This window comes from Brevibacillus sp. NPDC058079 (genome assembly GCF_042885155.1).
Taxonomy (GTDB): Bacteria; Bacillota; Bacilli; order Brevibacillales; family Brevibacillaceae; genus Brevibacillus.
Map to the genome: position 1 here is coordinate 150,851 of NZ_JBHVSO010000003.1, position 25,980 is coordinate 176,830.

Below are 25,980 nucleotides of genomic sequence, written 5' to 3' on the forward strand. Positions count from 1 at the left end.
CATTGTTTCCTTCATAGATTGGAATCATCATGCGAAAAAAAGGAGCCGAATGGAGTAACCATTACTCCAAATGGAACAAGAGTTTATGTGGCAAATCAATTTGATGACACCGTTTCCGTCATCACTACAACAAACAATCAAGTTATCGCTACAATTAAAAACCGTCGTATTTCGGTTAATCCGAGTTCGATGGTTTTTTCATTTTTTTCCTTAAAATCTCTTGCGTCTTTTTGCGGCCCTTCCCCGTCTAACCCATGTAAACTTCATGAAGCTACAACAAAAAAACAATCAATCATACCGGCAATCTGCCATATAAGGGAGAGACACACCATGAATAAAAAAACGATCACTGTATTTGCTGCTTCTATTTTGACTTACTCTGTTTTTGCCGGAGCACTCGGCACTACTTGGGCTAACCAAGCTGCTACCCCAGTCACCACGCAGCAAGAAACAAAAGTAAACGAAGCAGCTAAGCAAACTATGTTCCGGAATATCAAACTAGCGGAGCCTGCTCTCCTGTACACCTTACAAGGGGAAGCAAGTGTTTTTGAAGGAACGTACCAATACGCAGTCAAGCAAGGGAAGCACGTCTTGGCAAAAGGATTCGGCACAGCTTCAAAAGGTGGACCGGAATGGGGAACTTTTGCGCAAACGATTAAGATTCCAACAAGTGAGCTGATCGGAAACGAGCCATTGCTGCTCGAGATGTTTGAAATCAATCAAGAGAACGGCTCGATCATCAACAAGCTTTCCATTCCATTAGATAGCTCCGATAAAGTAAAAAACACCAACGTATTTCGTAACCTGAAGCTTGCCGCACCATCTGTCGTGTACACCGTATCCGGCGAAGCTAGCGTTTTCGAAGGCACCTATCAATATGCCGTGAAGCAAGGTGAACAAATAGTTACCAAAGGCTTTGGTACAGCATCGAAAGGCGGCCCGGAATGGGGTGAATTCTCTCAGGAGATTGTCATTCCGCTGAGCAATCTATCTAAAAATAAGCCAAGCACCCTCGAACTGTTTGAAATCGATCAAGAAAGCGGCGAAATGAAAAATAAAATGGTGCTTCCATTGAAGTAAGGATAAGAAGGATCTACGTTCCCGCAGTGTGTCTATCGCTGCGGGATTATTTTCGAGAAGAAAGGAAGAACCTAACATATTCAGTAAGGAGGGTGTGCAGCATCGTGAATCAAACTGAACTGGCACAAAAAGCCATTTCCGGTGATGAAGACAGCTTTACGCTTCTGATCCAAGAGAGTAGAGAAAAAATATATCGAATGGCTTTTACTTATTTAAGAAACAAGGAAGACGCGCTGGAAATCGTGCAGGAAACTGTCTACCGCGCCTTTATCTCCGTACACAAATTGAAGCAGCCGCAATATTTTCAAACGTGGCTGACCAAAATCGCCGTCAACTGCGCCTTGGATCATATACGCAAAGCAAAAAAAGTCGTTTATATGGATAAAGAACATGAAGGCAGCTATGTGCAGAAACCGCGGGAAGATGTCATCGACTTGCATGATGCCTTGGACCAACTCGATGAAAAATCTCGAACGGTCATTATGCTGAGATATTTCGAAGACATGCCCATCAAGGACATTGCCGATGTGCTAGACATACCCCTCAGTTCCGTAAAGTCGATCCTTTACCGCGGACTGGAGAAATTGAAAGTGAACATTGGGGAGCGTGAATCTCTTGGATAACAAGCTGGACGATTATAAACAAGCCTATCACGATATTGAAATTCCCGAAGAGTTGGCGGCCGTCACCGAGCAAGCCATCGAACGTGGGAAGCTGCATCGAAAACGTGCGAAAGCCAGAACGCGTTGGATGAAGCACGCTGGCGTAAGCGCAGCGGCAGTCTTTGTTCTTTTTACAGTCAGCGTGAACACGATGCCCGCTTTTGCAAGCGCTTTGGAAAACGTACCCGGTCTGGGGCAGCTGGTAAAAATATTGCAATTCAATAAAGGCAGTGCAGGCGGCGGTACTCCTCAGGATGCCGTAGATGTTAGCTTCATTACGTTACAGAAGCAAGGAGATCAGGAAAACATCATCTTGAACTTTACCCAGGATAATGAGGTACAGCAGAACGCCAGCTCCTTCCACGTGAGTTTTACTGAATATCCGAATACGATGACCTTTGCTGTTGGTGGTGCGAGAAGATTTTCGGCTGTCAAAGATTTCGAGATATTGAAGCAAAGTCCGTATATCGAAGATGCCTATGAGATCATTTCGTTGGACGATTCGCTTGTGCGGTTTAATGTGACCTTTAAGGAAGCAATAGCTTATGAGGTGAAAGAGTATAAGGAACCGGCACAGGTTGTGATTACGATTTCGCCAAAAGAAGTATCGCCAGAAGAGCAGCAGCCTGTGTACGCGGTGCGCACTGCTTCCGTGCCGTATGGAGAGACGCTCGGGGTTATGGAGGAATCTCTGTTGGTTGCGGACAATATGCGGGTTTTGAAGGACAAGCAAGGTGGATACTTTGTCGAGGCCGGGTATTATCAGACGGAAGCTGAGGCTCAGGAGAAAATGAAGCAGTTGAAGGATGAGTTTGACGTTGTAGAACCCTTGTTTGTGGAGAAGAGAGAGTATTTCGAGGTGCCTGGGGGGATTGTGGCGAGGTAGGGTCCCCCTCCTCCTTCTCTCTTATCAATCGTCAGATTATTCTGGGAGGATAGAAAAACTGTGAACACCATAGGAAAGTTCCTAGCGACTCTATATAATTAGCTCTCAAGAGCGCTCTTTTCTGTTTTTTAGTTTGAATCGGGAGGTTTCATGATGAATACCAAAACTGTTGTTTATGAAGCCAGCTATTGTGATCAATTGGTAGATATTTGGTATCGTGCTGTTTGCCGTACTCACCATTTTTTGACGAAAGAAGATATTGAGTTTTATAAAAACATGGTAAAAAATGAAGCTCTATCTGCTGTTGAAGTATGGATGGAACTAAACGAAAAGAAAGAGCCTGTAGGCTTTATTGGCCTTCATGGAACAAAAATCGAAATGCTATTCGTTGATCCAGAATACCACGGAAAAGGGATTGGCAGCAGATTACTCGAACATGCGGAACGCAAGTATGGCCCTCATTTGAAAGTAGATGTCAACGAACAAAACGAAGGGGCCCACGCTTTCTACAAACGGTATGGGTTTGTGCAAACAGGAAGATCTGAACTGGATGGTTCGGGAAGGCCGTTTCCTTTGCTTCATTTAGATTTACAACGTTAATTCTTGGTTTTTCAAAAAACAAGACTGTCTCCTGTAGTAGAATTCTCTACTTGCGAGACAGTCTTGCTCAAATGTTTAGACTGACATCGAAAGCGCTTTCCGAAATTTCAAGAAGTTATATTTTTGTCGCTTCTTCTACTATTCTCTTCTGCTGCTTCCATTTTGTTAATGAACGTCCCGAGTACCTTTAATACTTGAAACAAGACGACCAAAATCGCGATAACCGTCACCCATAATACCCCGAACCCAATCATCCAGCCTGTAGACATGTTCATCCCTGCCTTTTTCGCAAAATATGTTTGAACGTACTGAGTTCTCCACTAATAGCCATGAGAAGAGAGATGCACACACTCGAAAAGAAGATAGCCTTAACTCCGTTGGTGATTTCGAAACTGCCGGACACTAAATAATGGTCAACACTCGCCCAGCCCCCGCTCCATTGCCCCACATAGACGGCTAGACTGATGAATACGAGGTTACGCAAAACAAGCTTCCACGATAAAAAATGATTTCCCGCCATTCCGCCGCATCCGCATGAAATCTTCTCTCTACCTTTTGCTAGATTGATACTGATCGCAAGTGTGTACGCCCCCAGTAAAAAAATCGCCAGGGACAGTCCCAACGTTGTAAAAAAACCAAGCAGCAAGGAAATCACTACGGCGGCTTGCAACCCCAGATCAAGATACGTAAAGCTTTTTGACCACGAATAAGGTATGATCTGATAGGCTCGCACAATGGACAAATGCGTGCTAATATCGCTTATTTTCGAGACAAACGTGCTGAGAAATAAAAAGGCGAGAATCAGCCGAAACAGCAAACCAAGCTCCTCCATAACACCCCTCCTTCGTTACGCAAACCATTTCGCTTGCATGCGGTACATGCGCGAATATTCTCCGTTTGCATCCATTAACTCATCATGATGCCCCACTTCGATCAGCTGACCTTGCTTCATGACAAAAATCCGATCCGCCATTCGTGCCGCAGCCATCCGATGGGAAATAAAAATCGCCGTCTTGTTCTGTGTGAGGGCATCAAACTGCTGAAATACCTCCAGCTCTGCTTGCGGATCAAGTGCCGCCGTAGGCTCATCCAGAATAAAAATCTCTCCTCTTCTGTATAAAGCTCGCGCCAACGCGACCTTCTGCCACTGTCCGCCTGACAGGTCTTCGCCATCCTGTAGCGTCCGCCCCAAAATCGTATCGTATCCACTAGGGAGTTTGCGAATAAAGGTATCTGCACCGGTTTCAACCGCTACTTGCCTCATCTGAGCGGGATTGACTTCCTGCGTCACTCTCCCAATGGTGATGTTCTCTCCAGCAGTGAAATTGTACCGAATGAAGTCTTGGAAAATGACCGTGATATTTCGTTGCAGGTCGGAAATATCGAGCTCATGAATCGACTGATTGTCGAACAGAATATTTCCAGAATGGATCGGATAAAGCCCCATCAAGCATTTGACAAGCGTCGTTTTCCCAGAGCCATTATCGCCGACAATCGCAATACGCTCCCCTGGCTTGATCGTAAAGGAAACTTCATTGATCACATTGCGCTCCATTTTGGGATAGCAAAACGAAACCCGATCAAACGTAATACCAGATTGCAGCTTGGTGGGAAACTCCGCTTTGCCAGTGAGCTTCGGAATCGTTTTATCCTCATATTCCAGAAAGTCAAACAGATCAGAGATGTACAAGCATCTGTTGACGATATGTGCGAGGTTAAAGGTCATGAGCGAAAGTAGCTGCTGTGTATTCTGTACCGCTTGTGCAATCGCTACAAAATCCCCTACCTTCAGGGCGCTCGCACGAAGCAGCGATACGACCAATCCCAAGCAGCCAATATACATTGAGGAGGTAAAAATCCCTGAGAGAATCAGTGCTTTTTCCCTGCGATGGAGCAGACGAAGTACCTCCTTCATATTTTTCAAATAAAGTCGAGACCATCTGCCTAGCAAAAAGTCCTTTAGCTGAAACAGTCGGACCTCTTTGGAGCTGTCGCGCTCATTCAGGATCGAGCTGATGTAGGAGGCTTCTCGAATTTCCGGCGTCTGTAGCCTTGCGAGATAGTATTCCGACATACCAAATTTGATTTGGACAATTAACAGCGGGATCACGGCTAGCAAGCTCATCACAGCTAATCCCCAGTGAATGCTAAGCAAAAACACCGCATACGAAATCAGAGTAATCAGATTTTTACCAAGATCCAATACCCTTCCCACAGGATCCAGAAAGCGTTCCCCCATTGCCTCTGCCCGAATGCGGTGATGATGATTGTAAAATTCCGGATCATCGAAATAAGAGAGCGGAACAGATGCTGCTTTCTTTGCTACCATATGCTCCAAATGATATTCCAGTCGTTGCTCCGTATGGGCATCGAGAATACGCAAGACCGTTTCCAACGCATTCGTCACCAGCGTCACAGAAAACAATCCCGCAAGCAGCCAAAGCAATGGCTGGTAATCATCTGTCTGATCCAGCGCAATGACTGTAACCTCGTTCACCATTTCTTTCATGATCCAGATTGATGCCAACGGGGAAAATGCCAGGATGATTCTAAGAGCGATGGAACAAATGAGCCATAGCTTGCCATGTGCCCAAATCAATCGAACTGTTTTTGCAAAATAGGAGCGAGTCATGCTGGTTCACCTGCTAGCGCCAGGAGCTTCTTTTTGGTTTCCACAGCGGTTATTGGTTTGGCACGAATGACGTCCTGTTCGTCGATTACCAAAACGCTGGGGAAATGATTGATCTTGTAGGCTTCCAGCATGGGTTTGTTGCCGATCAAGACAGCGATGCCAGATATGTTGTTTTCTCGCAGCCATTGGGAAGTGGATATGTGCTCGGATTCTGTTGAGATGATAACGGATGACTCTGTGAGTACCTCTCCCTCTGACAATAGTTCGTGCACATGATTGGCACAGTGCCCGCAGCCTGTATGGGTGAAGTTTACGATTAGTGGGCGGGGCAGATGATTTAGTTGTTGTTCTTGACCGTTTAGTGTAAGGAATGGTAGTGATTGTAGTTTGGTGCCGATTGCTGGTCCGGTTTCTGGGATGAATGGGTGGAAGTGATGGACCTGTCTCTGGGTTTGTTTTAATAGGGTGAGAAGTTTTGCCAGTATGAAGGCAAAGATAAGTAGAAAGATCAGGTTTAAGGCTATGAGCAAATCTATCGATCTCCTTTCATGCGACTCGAGATTATACGAGAGGCGTAACATATTTTTACAGAGAAAATACCATAATATTCAAGTTTTGTCATTGTTTTATGTTTCAAATGAGTTTGTTGGTAGAAAAGATTTTGGTGGGTTGATGCTATTCCGTTATCTACGCCCTTAACATTAGATGTATACATTTGAAAACGTTGTTACTTGTTCATCTTATGTGACATAAAACGCGCTATTCGAGATCATGCGAACAAATTCGTGTTCATCACGATACAAAAATCCTATATATTTCTTTTGATACTGTGGGATGGTCAAAAAGAACCCCAAACGAGCCTTGATTGCTCGTTGGGGTCCAACAAGAAGAACATAAAGAAAATCTTGAAAAATTAAATCATCTATCCTTTTTCACATGTTTATCAATCATTTCGAAGAATTCATCTTTATTCAAATGAATAGAATCAGTATACTCCCAAAGAAAATATGGATTGAGAGATTCGGCTACTTCGTTCCAAGTTTCCCGCTCATGCTTTGATAGGATTTCATTAATAGTTTCAGTTATCAACTCAAAGTCTAATTTATTTACAATAAAATACCTCATGCCCAAAATTATTTTAGTATCACTTTTTAATTCTCTTTCTAAAGCTTTTGGAGTGATAATTGCAAAATCAAAATTATCCTCCCCAATAGAATCTTCTGTACCGATACATGCTGTACCCGATAAATGAAAATCATCACCAATGTCTTCCGTTTTTAAAAACTGCAATTTGCCGTAAATCTCAGGGTTTCCAGTAATAATAAGATCTTTCAAAATTGGTTTAACCAAATTTCCCACCTCATTGTATCTGATACTATTATCCTTCACTTTATATCAACGTGATAATTAGTTATTCTATTTCCTTCTTTCCTATCCCATTGCCAAGGATCTTTAAAAGTCTCAAAATTCGCCTCTAATGCATCATTCTTCCCTTTTTATTCATAACTCTTACTCATTTTGTACCATTTTCACTACAACGCCAAATATATCCTTTTTGCTTAAAGTACTATAATTGGGACCGACAAACTCTTTCGCAGTATCAGCCAGAAATCAGGTGTTCTTGTCTTCATTTGGTGTCCCTTCCTTTCGATTGTAGTACCCCCGTGGGGCGGTTTTGGGGTCAGGAAGGCGGCTAGCCTAAAACATTCCTTACCTGCTTCTATATAAACTGGCACGTTACCAGATTAAATTAATCTTTGAGCCTTACACTATAAATAATCGGGACATCCCCTCATTTTGTTGCGATAAATACCTTTTGACCGTCTCACAACCTATACATCGTTTTATATACGTACATTGTTGCAATCCTTTTTGAAAATCCACAAAAAAACGAAGATAACAAAAAACAGGTCAATCATGGTGGTATCTTACCATAATCAACCTGATTATCGTAACGGGAATGACCTCACTTGTACGCACCATAATTTAAGGAAAATATTATCCGGGGTTGATGAGGGTTAAGTTCTTTCAGTGCGTGCCCTCCGATTCATTCGGCACTGGGTGAAGTTTAACAAAAAAGACCTTGAGGACGATACCCCAAGGTCGAAAAATTACTTTTCTTTTGGTTTACTTCGAAACATATATTCATCATATGCTTCTTGTATTTTGGCTTTGCAAACCTTTTTCCACAGTGTCTTTGATTCAGCTACATTACCTTCTGTATATTTCTCTGGTTCCATTTCCCCACCAAAGCCTATCCAAGCGTCATCTTCTACTTCTCCATTATCACCTGAATAAGCAATTTCATGAGGTGCAGGAGCGTAACCAACATATTGACAATTATTTTTCAAGCAATGATAACCTGGGTGTTTAATCCCATACTTACAAAATTCAGGTACTGAACCAATTTCCTTGCTATCATCAATTCCATACAAACAATGCACTTCCACAATAACATGATTAAAAGGAATAAGAACCACCTTCTTTTTATTTTTGATGTTTCAAGTCGATTTCAGTAATTGTTATTTTTCCATCTTCTACTTTGTAATATATTCGTGCATTTCCTCGGCCCTGTCCAAAGCCTTTGAAGTCTGCTGACATCAATCCTTTTTTGTTACCAGTCAAAGCGTGTACATTTAATCCAGCAGTATCACCGCTAGCTAGCTGAGTTTTGATGCTCTCAAAACTCTCCTGTTGTTTAGCACTCAAACTTTTTAATTGAGACGTAACATTCTTCTCTTCAACTATTGTCTTCCACGGACAATTCGTATTATGCACCCAAATCCCAAGGTCGCTGACGAAGTAGGTATGGAACTCATCAACCGTCATGTTGTACACTGTGACGTTCTTGGGCAACAGTTCTATGCTGTCTATCTTCAGTGTATTCCCATCACTCTGAACAAGCAAGTCACCAGGCTTGAGGTCTTTGACGAACGTCCACCCTTTGTCCTTCACATAGAACGGATGGTTAAAGGTCGATTCAATCGTCTGACCGCCCACATGAATTTGGTAAATCCCATCCGTCTCATGGTTGAACGTTGCCGTAACCTCTTTGTAAGCTACCTCGCCAGTCTCTTCATTCTTCGAGAGAACCTTATCTCCGACTTTTATGTCTTCGATATTCTTCTCCCCTTCGTCTGTTTTAACCTTTGTACCCGCTGTAAAGCAATTGCAATTCGCAATATTAGTATTTGATTTGATAGGTGTGCTTTTTGTAGTGCTTTTTACAGTAGTCTTTGCTAAACGGGCTCCTGCGTATGATCCTCCCATTGCGGAGAAATCCCCTGCTTCTCGGGCCCATTTTGCAGCTCCAACCCAACCTACAATTGTTTTAACTTCTGCCTTATATTCCGCTGGGACAACTATGTCTACAGCATCATAGGGAACCATTCCTCCATGAGAATCTGCCCAATTAACTGTTCTTACTGCCCAATACAACGCAGAATCTTCAAATGAAGAACCTGCAGGAGGACCACCATATGCAAACCCCCCTGTCATTTCCTCTAAGTGTCCACTTGGATCAACATATCTCAAAGGATTATTACTAACATACGTATACCGATTCAACGTCAGCGGATTATCCACTTGCCCCTTATACGTATCCTCCGAGATAAACCGCCCTATCTTCGGATCATAATACCGGGCACGCAAATAATAAAATCCGCTCTCTTTATCGAACATCTCCCCCGCATACATAAACGGGTTGGAAATCGTTTCCTTGACTTTATCAGCGATTAAGTTACCCCAAATGTCATAGTCATACGTGTTCAGAACGTTGCCATTCGGGGCTTTGATCTTAACAACATCGCCGTGGCTGTTGTAATAGTAATTGCCTTCGAGATTCGACGCATAGTCTTTTCGCCAAATCAACTGGTTACCAAACACATTCCGTGCCTTGACCCTGCCATCCTGCGTCAGCTCTTCAATCACTTGCCCATCCAAATAGACGTAATGGGTCGTATCCGTCACGCTGCCAGTCTGTTGCTTCGACGCACGCAACCCACCTGGATAATACGTGTAAGTCGTTGTCCCTTTCTCATCCTTGTACTCCTGCAAACGATTAAACAAATCGTGCTTCATTTCATAGGAGCGCAGGATATCTGTCGGAGCATTTGCATAAACTTGGCGGTTACCACGTTTGTCATAAGCGTATTGCTTGACGTTTCCTTCGACTGATTCTTCCTTGATCCGGGAAAGCTTGTCGTACACAAACAATCCATAATTCGTACGGGAGCGCTTTTGACTGGTGATATTCCCAAGCAGATCGTAGCCATTTGTCTCATTCCAGCCGTCTGCGTGATTCATTGCCGTTATTTCTGCAAACGAGTTGACTGATTGTTGCATGGCTATCGGTTGCCCCGGATACGATATAGCATTGGTTTCTCCTCTGTTGCTGATATCGTACGTGTACGTAGTCGTTCCTACTCCCGGGATCGCCACCGAATTTAAGCGATTTGCATTGTCATAGGTGTATCCGACACTTAGAGATGGGGCTGAACCAGATACCGCCCCCCTTGCTGGGTATACGAGTGTATCTATCATATCGTCGTTGTCGGAATACAGAAGCTGGTAATCCTTACCCATCATCGTTTGGCGATTCTTCCGATGGAATCCATCGTAGCCATAGCTGATGGCGTTTCCTGTGTGATTATTTTCGCTCAAAAGCAGGCCAGATTGTGGATCGTACACCCGGTCTTCATAGAAAGAAGCGCCGGAAGAAACTTTCTTTAACTCTTGGAAAGGCGTGTAGTCGTAGTTGAATGTGACGCCGTTTTTGTCCTTAAAAGTTTTTACAATGCCACTTTTCTCATAGGTGTACGTCTCCGCTTTTGTTTCTGGATTCTTTTCGGAGAGCTTCCATGACAGGCTATTGTAGGTATACTCTGCCGTAGTCGTGCCATTCTCCAATACACTGGTGAGATTGCCTAGCCCATCGTACCCGTATACATTTACGTTATTTTCCGGGTCCTGCAAATAAACTAGGTTGTCGTTATGGTCGAAGCGCATACTCCACGCTTGGGAAGTTTTTCCGTCTGAGATTTCTTTATTGGTCACTTTCCCAAATCGATCCGTCTGGTAGTTCGTCACGCGATGGTGACTACCACTTTGGCTCGTCTCCTCTGTGCTTTCCACTTTTCCATACAAATCGCGGTAGGTAGTCGCGATATAGCCATTCGGAGAGAGCGTTTGTTCCGTCAGACGGGGTAAGTATCTTGTTCCATCCGAGTAGGCATTGTTTCGATGGTTCTTAGTGGTTCCTAAGGAATTCGTCGTTTGGTACACAAAACCGTCCCAGTCATACAGGTACGAGGTGCTTTGCTCCTTCTTCCCGTAAGGAACCGTGCGACTAATCTCCATGCCATCTGGCGTAAACTCGTTTTCGACCAAAGGACGCTTTGCACCCGTCGTGCCCACCTGTTCTTGATAGGCGGGATCTCCATATGGGGTGTAGTAAGTGATGAGTTTCGATTGATCCGGAGCAATTTTCTCAACGATGCCCGGTCCCTCTGTACTCGATCCAGAGGCTTCTCCGTCCCGATACACATACGTAATCGTTCGTTTTGCGCCTTGATTGTGAAAAGTCTCCGATAATGGTCGGCCTAACTCATCGTAATCGTACGTAGCCTTGCTTCCATTTGGATAGGTCTGGCTTTTGATTTGGCCTTTGTCATCGATTTCGTAGGAAAAATTCAATACATCCGATTTACCGCTTTCCAGCTCGACACCTGCGAGTGCAATCTGTGTAGGCTGAATGCCATATTGATCATAAGCGGTAAAGGTCTGCGTTCTGGTCTTACCTGCGCCAAAGTTTTCCGTAATCGAATAGAGCTGGTTATTGGTGTACTCATATGTCCGTTCGATCGATTGGCTCTTGTGATTATTGATTAAATTGGCAGGGAACGAGTTGATCTCCGTTTCCTTCCGAAGCAAATATTGATTGTTGTACTCGAATGTCGTATTCGAATAATACGGATCGCCCGAGGCGGAGGTCGATTGCGTTCTTGCTGCCTTTAGTACGGAGAAGGTACGGAAGCCCCATGGATTTACACCTTCTGCATCATATGTCCATGTACTTACAATCCCGTCCGGTGCAATCTGCTTACTCAGCTGTCCGTAATCGTTATATTCCAAATACGTCTCTTGTGCATAATTGTTGATCTTGGCTGCATACCGTGAGCGATTGGAAAGGTTCGGGTCTTTCAAGTAGGAATTGTAAACATCCAGATCGCTCACTGCCGATGTCGGTTCCAGGAAAACGTATTGATACGTCGGCTTTGTGTTCCGGCCGGAATAGGCATAGGTTGTGTACGTAGTTGGATTGTACTCGACCCGATACTTCGCGCCAGATACATTCGTTCCGCCTTTGCTCACGCCTGTTGTCTTCTCGCTTCGCAGCAACGTATTTCCGTCTTGATTGACCTTGTAGATTGAATTCTTCGTGTATCGGGATGCCTCAGATTCTGTGACTTGGATGGTATCTCCATGGCGTTCCGCAAAATTCTTCAATCTTGGCAGCTGTTCCTTTGGTACCTTCCATATCTCGCGGAGGTTGTCGTTATTAGCATAGTTCTTTTCCAGCTTATACGTATTGGTCCCTTTCGGCGTTTTCTGCGTATAGCTGTACGATACTTTATTAACAGGATGATAGGCTACATAGCTTAGTGCATACTTGTCTTGAAAAATCCGTACGAGACCGTCATTGAACGTCGTTTGACCTAGTTGATAGGGACGATATTCGTAGTTGATTTTTAATCCTTGCAACGGATAGGAAACTTCTTGCATGAGCAAGTAATCGATTTCCTTACGCTTCTTTGTATCCGATTCCCAATACTTTGCTGAATCTTGAAGGGCTTGATCTGTAGGCAGCTTTTCCAGCGTGTATTCTTTGTTCAAATTGAAATAAGCAATGCCCTTGGTAGTAGGATTATGATAGGAATAATTTGCTACTGTATAAGGACTGCTTCCACTCCCTGCTGTCGGCAGGACTTCTACTCGAACGAGCTGATGGTAACTTCTCAATGCGAACTTTCGTTCAAAGTGGTAGCGAATGTGCTTGAGCACAGTAGTCTCAGTTTTATCTTTGTAGACAATCAAGTCTTGCGTGGTATCGTTTTGCTTTCGTTTCAGCACCACATAACGACCGACACTGTCTTCGATGCTGACAGGCTCTCCGTCGCTGTTCAGGTTGTACTTGATCGTGTCCCCGTAAATATTGGATTTGACGACCGTTCCTCGACTCACATCAAATTCATATCTCAGATTACGGTAATACAACGTGTACTTCTCATTCACTTTGTCAGTGATGAACATGATGTCTCTATACGGATAATTCACAAACTTGTTGAACCGATATTCTAAGGATGTCCCGTCCTCTAAACTGATGTAATAACGATTCGACGTTGGACTCTTGTCTACGTTGGTAGAGTAAATTTGCAGGCCAGAATTATAGGGGTCGTCCCTTACCGTAGCTACCTGCTCCCGCGTGACGACATCCAGTCTTGGCATATTAAAATCCCAACCGGGTGCAAATTTCTCATTGATTAGGGCTTCATTCTTGTCTAGATCATCGTCCCAGCTTGGTACACCGATTTTACTACTCAGGGAGTGATATCTGCGCTTAATATCCAGATCCAGTCCATGCTTTCCTGGCAAGTAGAGATCTTGCTCCACTAGGTTCGCAGCGCGATATACATCATCTACGGATTGCTCTGTTTTTGAACGAGTAAAGCGAAACTCCTGATCTTTTTCTGTGTAGAGAACGTCTGGAGGAGTTGTATTCACTGCTTGAATGTCGAGCGTTTCCTCCAGACTCTTAAGTTCATTTACTTTCGATGCTACAAGGGGTGTAAGGCGATTTAAGAGGGCCTTATTTTCCTGACTGAGATTATCGAATTGAGAAATTAGCTGGTCACTAGTAAAAGTTTTGACTTCTGCTTGTTCTTCAGTTGAAAGCAGCTGCAATAGATCTGGGTAGAAATAGGCAGCGTATTTTAGTAAGGATCGGTCGAATGTTTGGTGTATTTCGATTGCTGTGTTTGCATCCAGCTGGGTCCATGTTAGTGAAGCGATGTCCTCTGCGTTATATGATGCGGGATTTTTTGCTTCTCTATTTTCTGGTAAAGGGTTGAGATTTTGCTCTGAGATGGATTGCTGGATTTCATTTATCGTCTCGTTTGGAGTTGATGATTCTATATTTTGAGTATTTGATAAGTCTCGGGTTGACGGTTCATTTGCCAGGATACTCACTGGTGGTATGATCGTCGTAAATAGGGAAATGCATAATATAAAGATTAGTGTTGATTTTGTCGACAGGAGTTTCATATTGCCTCCGAAAGAAATGTTGTCCCCCTTGCTTGGAAGGGGGATTTACTCGTAATGATTATGGTGCAATTTTGACTTTTACAGGTTTGGTATAGTTTTTAGTTGTTCCTTCTCCTAGTTGACCGCGATTATTATATCCCCAGGCGTATACTGTTCCGTCTCTCTTTAATGCTAAACTATGTGTTGCACTAGACCCACTTGCAATTTCGTCAATGTCTGTTAATTCTGGTACATTCACAGGAACATGCCTGTCCGTAATAATGCCATCACCAATTTGTCCTATGCTCCCACTGCCCCACGCATACACTTTGCCATTAAAATCAAGAGCCAAGCTATGCTTTTCTCCTGCAGCAACAGAGACAATATTTGAAAGTCCGTCTGTTTTAGTCGGAGAAGTAGCCCTTGTTGTATTGTTAGTGCCTAATTGACCATACGTGTTATCTCCCCAAGCCCAGACTGTGCCGTCCTTTTTAACAGCAAGACTGTGCTTTCCCCCACCTGAAATGGCCCTTACGTCTGTTAGTCCTTCTACTTTGATTGGTATTTTTGATTCGACAACCCCATAATTATATCCCCATATCCAAACCGTACCATCTTTCTTGAGGGCTAGTCCATGATGGTTTCCAGCAGCAATCTCTATAACATCTGTAAGGCCCACTGCTTGTACTGGTGTGGCACTATTTGTGTTTCCGTTATTACCCAACTCACCGTAACCATTATATCCCCAACCCCATACTGTACCATCAGCTTTTAAAGCCAAGCTATAGGTCATTCCTGCAGCAATACCCGAAATGTTTGTAATGCCTTTTACTTGGACAGGAACATTTTTATCAACAGTTGTACCATCTCCCAATTGACCGTAAGTATTTGCACCCCACGCCCAAACTGTACCATCACTCTTCAGGATGAGAGAGTGCTCATAACCCGCTGCACTACTCACTACATTACCCGCGGCCAAAGTCGTTTCTTTTGATAGAAAAAGAACTGCAAGCATTATCAGTAAAATATTTCTTATTAATTTTGACTTCATTAGATTTTTTTTCACCTAAGCTCACTCCATTTAATTGTCATTCGTTAATACTGGAACTGTGCTATTTTGTAGACTATTATTTCCTAGCTGTCCTCTTTCATTTTGACCCCATGCCCATACACTTCCGTTTTCTTTCACCATCAACGTATGTGCGCTACCTGCGGACAAGCGATTGACTTTCACTTTAGTTCCCTTGACTTCCACAGGGACCGTGATTGTTTTGTTATAGTGGCTCACTGTGATGTTCGTTGTCCCTATCGATACGGCTGTAATCACACCTGCTGCATCCACCGATGCAATCGCTGGATTACTGCTCTCATACGTCGACTGCGTCGTAACATCTTGTGTACTGTTGTTTGCATAGGTCGCCGTGATTTGCAATGGCTTGCTTTGAGACATCGGCAGCAACACCGTACCAGGACTCGCTGTCAGTTGCTGAACCGAAATCACCAGCATACTTTCTATTGGCGTCATCCGATCTTGTACCGTTCCATCTCCTAGCTGGCCTTTTTCATTCTGACCCCACGCCCATACACTTCCATCTTCTTTAACCATCAACGTATGTGCGCTACCTGCGGACAAGCGATTGACTTTCACTTTTGTTTCTTTGACTTCCACAGGGACCGTGATTGTTTTGTTATAGTAGCTCACTGTGATGCTCGTTGTCCCTATCGATACGGCTGTAATCACACCTGCTGCATCCACCGATGCAACCGCTGGGTTACTGCTCTCATACGTCGACTGCGTCGTGACATCTTGTGTACTGTTGTTTGCATAGGTCGCCGTGATTTGCAATGGCTTGCTTTGAGACATCGGCAGCAACACCGTACCAGGCCTCGCTATCAGTTGCTGAACCGAAATCACCAGCATACTTTCTATTGGCGTCGTCCGATCTTGTACCGTTCCATCTCCTAGCTGGCCTTTTTCATTTTGACCCCACGCCCATACACTTCCATCTTCTTTCACCATCAACGTATGTGCGCTACCTGCGGACAAGCGCTTTATCTTCTCTTCGTTCAATACTTGTTTTATTTTTACATTCACGTTTACCTTGGTTCCCAAATAGTCAATGGTTACTGAGGTGATTCCGTCTTTTATTCCCGTGAGGAGACCACTTGCAGAAACGGATGCTATAGATGGATCTGCGATTGTAAACAATGATTTATCCGCTACATCTACTTCAGTACCATCCGCAAGCTTCAATAGCACATTTAGTTGTTGTGTTGTCCCCTCTTGAAGAGTGATGTCTTCCGGTACAACCTTGATGTTCTGAACCGGAATTTCTGCTGTAACAACAACAGGCACAACCACACTCGCTCCCCCAAAGGAAACGGTGATGTTCGTACTACCTGCCTTAACAGCCGTAACCACTCTGTTCGAATCAACAGCTACCACTGTGGCATCTCCTGGCAAGTAGACTGCTTGCCCCGAAACATCCATGTTTTTGCCATCCTTATAGGTAGCTGTTACTTGCAGCTGCTGTGTCTTCCCAACCAACATGTTCAGGCTGACTGGTGTAACGGACAAGCTCTGCACAGGCTCTTGTGTCTCTGTAACCTGAACAGGAACCGTAACTACTTTTCCACCAAAAGATATGGTTACAGTGGATGATCCTACTGCCACCCCAGTAACGGAGCCACTTGCTCCAACACTGGCAATAGCAGGTTGCGAACTCTGATAAGTCGCCTGATTCGTTACAATCGTTTGGCTGTTATCACTGTAGGTCGCCTTCACTTCCAACTGCTGATTGGCTCCTTTGCCAATGCTCACTGTCGCTGGCGTAACAGCCAAAGACACGAGAGAGATGGCATTTCCTGAAACCGTAACAGGAATGATCGTACTTTGCCCACCGTAGCTTACCGTGACTTGCGCAGCTCCTGGCGAAAGTGCTGTTATCAGTCCACCACTATCTACTGATGCAACATTGGCATTACTACTTGAATACACGGCTTGCTTTGAAATATTTTCTTCGGCCCCGTTTGAATAAGTGGCCGTTACACTAAGCTGTTGAGTACCACCTGCAACCAACGACACTTGCACTGGGGTTCCTTTTATTTCCTGGATGGTAGCCCCTTGAACAGTTACTTGGCTGGATGCGCTTTTACCATCATAAGAAACGGTAATCGTTGCTGTTCCTGCTTTGATACCCGTTACGACACCTTGGCTGCTCACTTGCGCAACAGATGAATTCGAAGTGTCAAAGCTGGCAACGCTGCTGATATCCTTGCTGTTACCGTCTGAGTAATATGCGGATGCGTACAAGCGTTGAATCTGGCCTTCTGTTATTGTGGACTGCCCTGGTGTAAGACTGATCGATGTCAAATGAACAGAAGGTGCATCAACGGTAATGGTAAACGTCTTCGACTGCCCTCCGAAATACAACCTGGCCCGCGTCGTCCCGCCGTTCACCGCATACACAATCCCCTTGTTGATATAAGCAACCGAAGGATCCTCCACGACATATACAGCCTGCGCGCTTACATCTACCTGACTCCCGTTGTCCAATGTTGCCATGACCTTGATCGATTTGGAGTTACCGGGTGATACATCCACCTTCTCCAGATCAAGACTCAAGGCTTTGGCTTTCTGTGGTGTAGATGCGTTTTGCTTTACGCTTTTTGTAATATTTCCGTTCTCGTCATGAGAGAAAATGACGCTTTCGACTCCATTTTCTTTGATCGCCTTGATTCGATTGTTTTGATCGTATACATACTCGTAAACCGTTCCCCCAGCCGCTGGAGCAAAAACTGTAAATAATACATTGACTGGATTACTTTCTGTATTGGTCAGCTTAATCGTATAGGCACCTGCCGCCAAATCATAAATGACCTCCGCTGCACTTGGCTTCTCCCTTGGTGACACTAGAACTCCATTGGAATAGACCGTTACAGCAGGATACTTCTGACTTGGATTTTTCAATTGCGTAACCATGCGATACTTTCCAGGAATGATTGCATTCATGGCGATTTCTACCGTTTGTCCACCTGGAATCGTGATATCGTTTGGCTGATTAAAAACAAAGGCTTCGCCTCCTGGCTTTGCCAGAAGCGTAGCGTAAAACGTACTGTTTCCTACAATCTTCACATAATACGTTTTTCCGGCAACAAATACTGGATTCACTCTACCATTACTTCCTGAGGAGACCTCCTCATGATCCAGCAAGCCCGCCCCTTTATAAACGGATATATTTGCATCTGCCGCTAATCCCGAGTCGTTATTTAACGTGAACTGATAAACTCCGCTCGTTTTCGCTGTGATTTTAAAGTATTTTGCCTGATCGGCAGGAAAATGCATCCGTACCGGGTTATACTCTACCAACAGATTAAAATTGCTTTCTGCTGGTTTCGTTTGGACTACGAAGGGGCTGCTGCTATAGCTGCTAGTACCGGATGAATTGTACGCCCAAAGTATGATTGAATAAGCGGTCGCCGGTTGTAGGCCCGTGATGGTATGAGTGGATACGTTGCCTACCCGCTTGATCCCTTTGCCATCTACTTGAATGCCGTAGTCTGTTGCCCCTGCGACTGGACTCCAAAATACTTTAAGGGAATTCGTATCTGCCTCTACTTTAATAATGTTAGGGGCATCTGGTTTCTTCTCGATAGTCAAGCTTCCAGGATAAACCGCTACAAAACCGCCGCGATTGGATACTTCGATGTTCGGATAGGTGCCTTCTCCAAGATCCCTGCCCCTCCAGCTAAGGCTCCACTGACCTGAGCTACTAGTAGTAGTAAATTCCTGCGGATTTTTAAGACGATTCATCCTTCCAGATATGACATCGCCTGCTTGAAGATGGGTATAGACCCCTTCCAAGGTAAAGGTTTCATCAATGTCCATGACCCTCTTTGCCCCGGGGGTATAAATAACGATCTTCGGGAGAGCATCTACCAATCGGGATGAGTAATTCGTTGGTGTAGTCCATGCACCACGATTATCCTGAGCTTGAACCGTCCAGTAAACGGTTTGATACAACATTTCTTTTGTGATGGGGAAAAAATATCTGCCGGACGCATTCCCATTTTGGTTCGATTCGGAAATCGGGTCTTCTTTCTCACCCAGCTCGTTTCCGCCTGGAGTCAGTCCCACTCTTAATTTTGTTGATACGATTTTGTCTGAAACATCATTATCTCTAAGTGAATAATTAATTAACCCCGTTCGGCCACTATCCATGATGAGAAGCTCTGTATTTACGACTACAGGTGCTTGATTCGTGGCTAATAGATAGAACTCCAATTTAGCGGTACTGCCTTCAAGGATTTTCGGGGCATCGCTCTTCATTACCGCTTTTAGGCGCACATCAATGAGTGCGTTTTTTTGTATAAAGCTGGTATCAAATACATATGAACGGGCTGTACCTGTTAATTTGTCCCGTTTTACAGAAGTGACATGCCCACCCTCGCTGATATAAATGATTAATTCTTGCGAGGCTATATAGCTTGGATACCCTTTACCGTTGTAGTAGTCCCAATCCAATGTAATCGACTGCCCTTTTGGTATTTCTTGTCGATCTCTCGGATATTTCCAATCGGCAGAAATGGTTATCGGGTCCTTTTCAGCTTGCGCTCTCATATCCAAGCTAATATCGACTTTTTCGACGAGAGATTTACTGGATTTCTGATCGACTGCCCAGACACGAAGTGAGTAGAGATGATCTGGTTTCAAATTTCTGATGGGCAAGTTGTACGAAAATTCATTCGCGCTCTCAGACGCCGTAAAACGAGTCAGTTCATGAGGATCTTCTTCATCTAGCTGATACCAAATATGAACTTGGTCTCCGATGTTCGGATCCATCGCAATACCTGATATGATGATGACATCCTCTGAATTAACAGTAGTGACAGCCTTCCCTACCATTGGTGAGGTCAAATAGACTTGGGGAGCAGAATTATCGTTCACCTCGTTGGTTATGTAGGTGATTTCAGGTGTCCATTTGAGAAGATCCCCAACATTGTTTTCTTTCTGGTTGACCTGAAAAATCAATGCGTCTCCTTCTTCAATCGAAAGCTCCTCCTGAAGTTCCACACCAATCTCATCGTTAAAGTCAATCGATTGCCAGCCTGAGGAAGGCCAAATTTGAGCATCGTTTTTCAATAGCCGGACGTTGACTCCGTCTCCCTCTTCCACTTGGATTTTGGAAATCCAGCCGCTAACGTGAATTCGTCCTGAACGCGGCGCCTTCCATTTCAGGATTGGATCTGAGCTCCCGACTTTTATCCACGTATTTCCGATCGCGGTCTCGTTTTGGTTACTCTTCCATTCCTCGGCAGCTTTGTCCCATTCCAATTCCGTGAAGCGATCTCCGCTTATTTCCTGATAGGACCAGTTGTTCTGTCCTTGCTGATTAGAAAATTGTAGCCAAAAAGCATACGTGTCATGTATGGGTTCCACAATCGTGATTGTCTTCTCCATAGTGGTTTGCTTCCCGTCTTTTTCTGTAACCAGCACATGTAATTGGTGTTCCCCTACTTGCATCTGGTCAACTTCCAACAGATAGGAGAAACCTGGCTTTAGATGAGGTGCGTCTGGGTATTTGCGCTTCATATCTGGTCGTTCAAGCCCATATTTCGCCTCGCCCAGCTTATCTCCATCCATCAATACCTCGATTTTCTCCACTTCACCAGAAGAAACGAACCATCCCGTCATGTTGTAATTCCTACTGATCAGTTCGTTATCTTGTGGGGTGTCAATGGCGCCCCCTGTTACCAAGACGTCGCCTTTTACAGTGACAGGGTATTGCTTCACGATGCCAGCATAAGACACGGTAAGAACCGTACTCCCTGATGTGAGACCTGTTAGTACTCCTGTTGCATCTACTTTGGCAATAGCTGGGTTATCGATCGTATAGGTCACTTCTCCTGTTACATCCTTTGTACTCTTATCTCGATAAGATGCAACGACCGTGAATGCTACGCTCTTGTCTTTTTCTAAAGTAACTTCGGAATAATTAGCTACGATTCCCGTAACGGGACCAATGATGATGTTACTTTCCAGCACGAGACTCTCCGCGCCCGCTTTATCCGTTACTTTTATGGTTAGTTTGTGATTCCCTTCCGCAAACAAGGACGTATCCAGTAGATATTGAAAGCCAGCATTTGCATTCTGGTAGTGTGGGTACATGGATAAAATGTCTGAACGAGGTCCGCCATAAACGGCGGTTCCCTGTAATTGTCCATCCACCAAAACCTCGATTTTGGACACACCGCTTGGGTTCAGAATCCATCCCTGTATGGTTGTGGTTCCACCAATTACTGTGCTTTCTTTAGGGATATCGATTTGCCCTTTGGCAACAAGCGAGCCTGATTCTGATTCTGTGACAACAACTGGAATCACCAATGACTGATTCCCGTAATTCACGTGAATCTTTGTCATTCCAACCTTCAGACCTGTAACGATTCCCAGTGGACTGACATAAACGACATTCGGATCTTCTACTGTATAAACAGCTTCACCAGTAATGTCCTTTGGTTGTTGTCCTTCAAAATTGGCCGTAATCTGCAGTTTCTGCATAGCGTCTTTTGCTACGCTAATAGCTAGTTCTGCATTTTGCAGACTGATCGCTGGAGCAATATTTCCAATAACAAATTTCTTTTCTGGTAATGGATACTGCTTTCCTTCGCTATCGGTTGCGATCACAGAAACGGTATGATTACCCAGTTGCAGTTCGTTCAGATCAACGGTATAGCTGTATCCTGCTTGCGTATTTGTATATTCCGGATGAAGCAGTGCAATATCAGGTCGAGCAATGCCCGATTTTGCTTTCCCATGTTCGATCCCGTCAATGACAACCAGATAGTCAGAGATAGCAGAGGGATGTAAAAACCATCCTGAAATCGTATAGGTACCATTGACAGTAGCACCATTTACAGGCGTTTCTATCTCTCCCAAAGTTTTAAGTGCTTCCGCTTCTGTAACGGTAATAGGAATGCTGATACTTTGATCCCCATATTTTACAGTAAGACTCGTACTTCCTTGGGCTAGAGCCGCGACCAAGCCATCTGTGCTCACCTTTGCGACAGAAGAATTCTCTATGTTGTATAGGGCCAGCTTGGTGACATCATGACTGCTCTGATCCTCTAGTACTGCCATGACAGTAAACTGATGCGTTTTTCCTTGAGGAACGATTAACTCTGTAACGTTTGCCTTTAATCCTATTGCTGGTAGCAAGGTAACGACTTGTATCGTTCTGTTCCCCAGCATTACCTGATTTCCACCCTTGCCTGTTCCTCTAACAGAAAGAGTATGTGTGCCTTCCCGCAATTGTCCTGTATCGAGATTATAGTGGAACCCTACGTTTCCATCAGGTTTAGAAGCATCCATGATTTCTATTTCCGGACGAGAAATGCCATAGGTTGCTTCACCACTTACGGCTCCATCGACCAGTACTTCAATCTTTTCAACACCATTGGAGTCAATAAACCAGCCTGTGACAGGGTAAACACCGCTGATTAATGCGTGGTCTGCGGGACTGTCAATGCCTCCCCGAGCCAGACCCGCTACTGCTTTGACCCAGACAGGTATCGTAAGCGTTTGGTCCTGGTATTTCACGATGATATTTGCTTGACCGATTTCAATTCCCGTAACGATACCTTTATCTGAAATGCTAATGACCGAAGGATTCTCAACCGTATATTGAGCCTCTCTCGTCACATCTTTCGTTTGTTGATTCAGTAAAACAGCAGAAATGGATAATTGCTGTGTATTCCCTTGTATTACATCTACTTTGCTTATATTTGCCACAATACTTGTTGCTGGTTCTGCACGACCGATGAAAACAGCTCGCTCTGCTAGAACTTGCTCAGCGCCTTCTTTCGTAACAGCCGTTACCTTAATCGAATGCTGCCCTTCCATTAGCTGCGTTGTATCTAAACGGTACTCAAATCCGGCTTTAGCATTCTGATATTGGGGATAAGAAGATTCAATATCAGGGCGGGTATGCCCATAAGAAGCTTCCCCTACTACTGTTCCATCCACATGAACCTCTATCTTGGAAACACCTGATGGATCTAGGTACCAACCTTTGATGAGTGTGACGCCTGCCATCATGGAATTATTTGTTGGCGCCTCTAACTCCCAACGCGGTATCAGTGGCTCATCCTTTTTTATCGTAACGGGGATCATGATTGATTGACCTTCATATCGAATGGTAACAATCGCCGTTCCATCCCCCATTGCTTTTACAAGCCCAGTAGAATCTACTGTAGCGATGCTCTCATCTGATGAAGCATATTCAGTAAGACTTGTAACGTCTTTCAGGGTGTTATCTTCTAAAACCGTAGATACCACCAACTGATGTGAGCCTTCATTCGTTAATTCCAGCTTGGTGACATCGGCATGCAGACCATTCACAGGCTCCATGTTACCAATGTAAAATGTCGTTCCTTCTATCATGGTTTGTTGACCATTAGTTTCTTGAACTTCCACAGTAATCATATGAGTGCCTGCGGTTAAATTCCCAGTGTCCAGTTGATAGTGAAATCCAGCATTGCTATTCTGATAAGCTGGATATTTCGCTTCAATATCCGGTCTCGGGTCGCCATAAGATGCTTCTCCCACATTCATACCATCAATCAGGATACTGATTTTCGATACTCCCACTGGATTGAGATGCCATCCCTTAATGGTATACGTACCACTGATTAACTCGCCCTTTTCAGGGGTGTCGAGCCCACCTCTTGGTATCAGGGGCGCTCGCTCCGTCACAACTATCGGAATCTCAATCGTTTTGTCACCCAACGTGGCGATCAGTTGTGTGTCTCCCATTCCACTTCCGGTGACTAAACCTGAAGGTGTAACCGTAGCAATTTTTTCATCCTTACTCTTATAAATAACTTCCTTACTGACATCTCTGGTGTTGCCATCTGTCATGTTCGCCGTAATTTTCAGTTGATAATTCTCACCTTCGGAAAGTCGCAATTCGTTAGGCTTGGATTCCAATGAGATAATCTCAGCGGAGTCTTCATCCCCTAGTCCCAACGCTTTCTCTAGGTTTACAAGCCCTTTTCCGTAAAACCGCGATTCCCCTAAAGGTGTTGCATGATCGACTAAACTATCACGCACTTCGCGATTCGTGGCTCCACCCTTTTTTGACCAAATAACAGCTGCTGCACCGGCTACGTGAGGAGCTGCTAAAGAAGTGCCTGAACGTTGCTCATAGTCTCCATGGAGAGATGTACTTAGAATATCAACCCCAGGAGCCATCACGTCTAACCCACTACCAACGCTTGAAAAATCAGCCCGTTGATTGTCCTGATTAATGGCACCAATGGACAATGCCTCTGGATATTTCGCAGGATATAACTGGGTATCCTCACCCATTCCCTTATTTCCTGCTGATGCAATAACCAGTATCCCTTGTTGATTCGCTCTTTTAATCTGGTCGTGTAAAGCTTGACTGTCAATTCTACCACCAGCACTAATGGAAACGATGTTCATGTCATTCTGTATCGCCCATTCTATCCCCTGAATCATGCTGGAATAAGTACCGTGACCTTTTTCATCAAGGACTCTAATTGCATAGATTTCAGCTTCTGGCGCAACACCAACGATCCCAACATCATTATCTTTACCAGCGATAACGCCAGCCACCGCAGTTCCATGCCCGTGCTCATCATCAAAATCTGATTTTCCTTCTACATAGGAAATGCCTCCTTTTACTTGGAGGTCTTCATGATTGGATATACCTGTATCTATAATTCCAATTTTGATGTTTTGGCCTTTGTAATTTTTTTCGTGAGCTTGATTTGCCTTTATGTGTTCAATTCCCCACGGGATTTTCTGCTTTTCTGATAAGTTTGTTTCTGCTAACTCTATTTCACTATCTTCCTCAATATAGGCTACATTCTCATCCTGAGACATTACCTCCATTTCACTCTCTGTTAATTGAGCAACCATCACTTTCGTGCTAAGTTGCTGTACCGATGATCTTTGAATAGCCCTTACTTTTGCTTTCTTGTTTTCTTTAAAACCAATTAAATACGTCTTACTATTAGCGCTTGCGATAGCATGCTCAGGGACAAGTTGTAAAAACAGTAAAGCAAGCAGTAGGAATAGATTGAAACTACTGATTGAGCGGATGAATCTAGGGTTCATTCCTGTAACTCCTTGTCATAATTGTCATGAACTTTGGTATCATTCCCTTTTTAAAAATAATTCAACGTGCGCCAGTTACTTTTCATCTCCTTCCCAATAATAAGTACAGATAAAAAATGTAAATTTTACCTAAACAGCATTTAGAATTATAGTGAATTCCTTATATTGGAGCAATAGGAACTTACCTATAAGTTTTGACTAACAAATTACTAGTCAGCCAATATTGATGATTATCAGAAGTAATTTCCAAGTTAAAATATGTTTGGCTCTACCTAGTATTTTCTTCCTACTTACAAAAACAAGACTGTCCCTTGTAGTAGATACCTCTACCAACGAGACAGTCTTGCTCTAGTTCTTCAGCTCTATTGTTGTACGGTTAACCATTACTACTCATGATTCACTTCGGAAAGAGCTTTTTTGTTTGAATTGCTTAGCGTTTAGTTTGTTGGTCGTATTGTACGATCTTTTACCGAAAGTAAACCTAAGGCAATCGATTAATCGTAAGCAATAAATACCCTGGGAGCGTAACTTGTTTGCCAAAGCATTGGCATACAATTGGCGTAGAAAAACTGGTAGTCCTTGCCCATCATCCGGGGATTAAGGGCAAGTTCTTCGGTATGTGCAGCCCGATTAAATCAACACTGGTGGAGAAAAAAAACCTTGGGGACATGGCCCCAAG

At 44.0% G+C, this 25,980-nt stretch carries 13 protein-coding genes and 1 pseudogene; 5 read left to right on the forward strand and 9 right to left on the reverse strand.

The window, feature by feature from the left end; all coding sequences use genetic code 11:
- Positions 1-18: 18 nt before the first annotated feature.
- From ACFVS2_RS10995 to ACFVS2_RS11015, 5 genes and pseudogenes are all read left to right on the forward strand, one after another.
- Positions 19-147, forward strand: a pseudogene (locus ACFVS2_RS10995) (hypothetical protein); the annotation flags it as partial.
- A 183-nt stretch (positions 148-330) separates the two neighbouring features.
- Positions 331-1,080 (forward strand): Gmad2 immunoglobulin-like domain-containing protein, encoded by a 750-nt coding sequence (locus tag ACFVS2_RS11000; protein ID WP_390234508.1) that lies wholly within the window; start codon positions 331-333, stop codon positions 1,078-1,080.
- Between the two features lie 104 nt (positions 1,081-1,184).
- On the forward strand, positions 1,185-1,703 hold the full coding sequence (locus tag ACFVS2_RS11005; protein WP_390233705.1) for a sigma-70 family RNA polymerase sigma factor: 519 nt from the start codon (positions 1,185-1,187) through the stop codon (positions 1,701-1,703).
- Positions 1,687-2,628: a DUF4179 domain-containing protein gene (locus ACFVS2_RS11010; RefSeq protein WP_390233708.1), complete on the forward strand. Its 942-nt coding sequence runs from the start codon at positions 1,687-1,689 to the stop codon at positions 2,626-2,628. Before ACFVS2_RS11005 ends, ACFVS2_RS11010 begins: the two co-directional genes overlap by 17 nt.
- A gap of 153 nt (positions 2,629-2,781) precedes the next feature.
- Positions 2,782-3,228: an acetyltransferase gene (locus ACFVS2_RS11015; protein ID WP_390234511.1), complete on the forward strand. Its 447-nt coding sequence runs from the start codon at positions 2,782-2,784 to the stop codon at positions 3,226-3,228.
- A 107-nt stretch (positions 3,229-3,335) separates the two neighbouring features.
- On the opposite strand, the gene ACFVS2_RS11020 is transcribed toward ACFVS2_RS11015, so the two are convergent.
- The 9 genes from ACFVS2_RS11020 to ACFVS2_RS11060 all read right to left on the reverse strand — a co-directional run bounded on the left by ACFVS2_RS11020 (position 3,336) and on the right by ACFVS2_RS11060 (position 25,301).
- Entirely contained in the window at positions 3,336-3,497 is a 162-nt protein-coding gene (locus ACFVS2_RS11020; protein ID WP_164724411.1) for a hypothetical protein, read from the reverse strand.
- Between the two features lie 2 nt (positions 3,498-3,499).
- On the reverse strand, positions 3,500-4,060 hold the full coding sequence (locus ACFVS2_RS11025) for a MauE/DoxX family redox-associated membrane protein (protein ID WP_390233711.1): 561 nt from the start codon (positions 4,058-4,060) through the stop codon (positions 3,500-3,502).
- 15 nt (positions 4,061-4,075) lie between these two features.
- The gene (locus ACFVS2_RS11030; RefSeq protein ID WP_390233713.1) at positions 4,076-5,860 is read right to left on the reverse strand and encodes an ABC transporter ATP-binding protein; all 1,785 of its coding nucleotides are present in this window, start codon (positions 5,858-5,860) and stop codon (positions 4,076-4,078) included.
- Positions 5,857-6,390, reverse strand: coding sequence for a TlpA family protein disulfide reductase (locus tag ACFVS2_RS11035; RefSeq protein ID WP_390233715.1), 534 nt, complete (start codon positions 6,388-6,390; stop codon positions 5,857-5,859). Before ACFVS2_RS11035 ends, ACFVS2_RS11030 begins: the two co-directional genes overlap by 4 nt.
- Positions 6,391-6,778: 388 nt before the next feature.
- Complete coding sequence (locus tag ACFVS2_RS11040) at positions 6,779-7,210, reverse strand: Imm8 family immunity protein (RefSeq protein WP_390233717.1); 432 nt, start codon at positions 7,208-7,210, stop codon at positions 6,779-6,781.
- 761 nt (positions 7,211-7,971) lie between these two features.
- Complete coding sequence (locus ACFVS2_RS11045) at positions 7,972-8,304, reverse strand: hypothetical protein (protein ID WP_390234514.1); 333 nt, start codon at positions 8,302-8,304, stop codon at positions 7,972-7,974.
- Between the two features lie 43 nt (positions 8,305-8,347).
- Positions 8,348-14,182 carry a polymorphic toxin-type HINT domain-containing protein gene (locus tag ACFVS2_RS11050; protein ID WP_390233719.1) on the reverse strand — a complete coding sequence of 1,945 codons (5,835 nt, stop codon included), beginning with the start codon at positions 14,180-14,182 and terminating at the stop codon, positions 8,348-8,350.
- Positions 14,183-14,240: 58 nt separating this feature from the next.
- Positions 14,241-15,227 carry an RCC1 domain-containing protein gene (locus tag ACFVS2_RS11055; RefSeq protein ID WP_390233722.1) on the reverse strand — a complete coding sequence of 329 codons (987 nt, stop codon included), beginning with the start codon at positions 15,225-15,227 and terminating at the stop codon, positions 14,241-14,243.
- Positions 15,228-15,242: 15 nt separating this feature from the next.
- A complete protein-coding gene (locus tag ACFVS2_RS11060) occupies positions 15,243-25,301 on the reverse strand; it encodes an Ig-like domain-containing protein (protein WP_390233724.1) in 10,059 nt (3,352 codons plus the stop codon).
- Positions 25,302-25,980 lie beyond the last annotated feature (679 nt).

What these genes read in the sequence shown, in the direction of transcription:
- ACFVS2_RS11000 (WP_390234508.1), top strand. Translation starts at nt 331, where the DNA reads ATGAATAAAAAAACGATCACTGTATTTGCTGCTTCTATTTTGACTTAC.
- ACFVS2_RS11015 (WP_390234511.1), top strand. Translation starts at nt 2,782, where the DNA reads ATGAATACCAAAACTGTTGTTTATGAAGCCAGCTATTGTGATCAATTG.
- ACFVS2_RS11060 (WP_390233724.1), bottom strand. Translation starts at nt 25,301, where the DNA reads ATGAACCCTAGATTCATCCGCTCAATCAGTAGTTTCAATCTATTCCTA.
- ACFVS2_RS11050 (WP_390233719.1), bottom strand. Translation starts at nt 14,182, where the DNA reads ATGAAACTCCTGTCGACAAAATCAACACTAATCTTTATATTATGCATT.
- ACFVS2_RS11020 (WP_164724411.1), bottom strand. Translation starts at nt 3,497, where the DNA reads ATGTCTACAGGCTGGATGATTGGGTTCGGGGTATTATGGGTGACGGTT.
- ACFVS2_RS11025 (WP_390233711.1), bottom strand. Translation starts at nt 4,060, where the DNA reads ATGGAGGAGCTTGGTTTGCTGTTTCGGCTGATTCTCGCCTTTTTATTT.
- ACFVS2_RS11030 (WP_390233713.1), bottom strand. Translation starts at nt 5,860, where the DNA reads ATGACTCGCTCCTATTTTGCAAAAACAGTTCGATTGATTTGGGCACAT.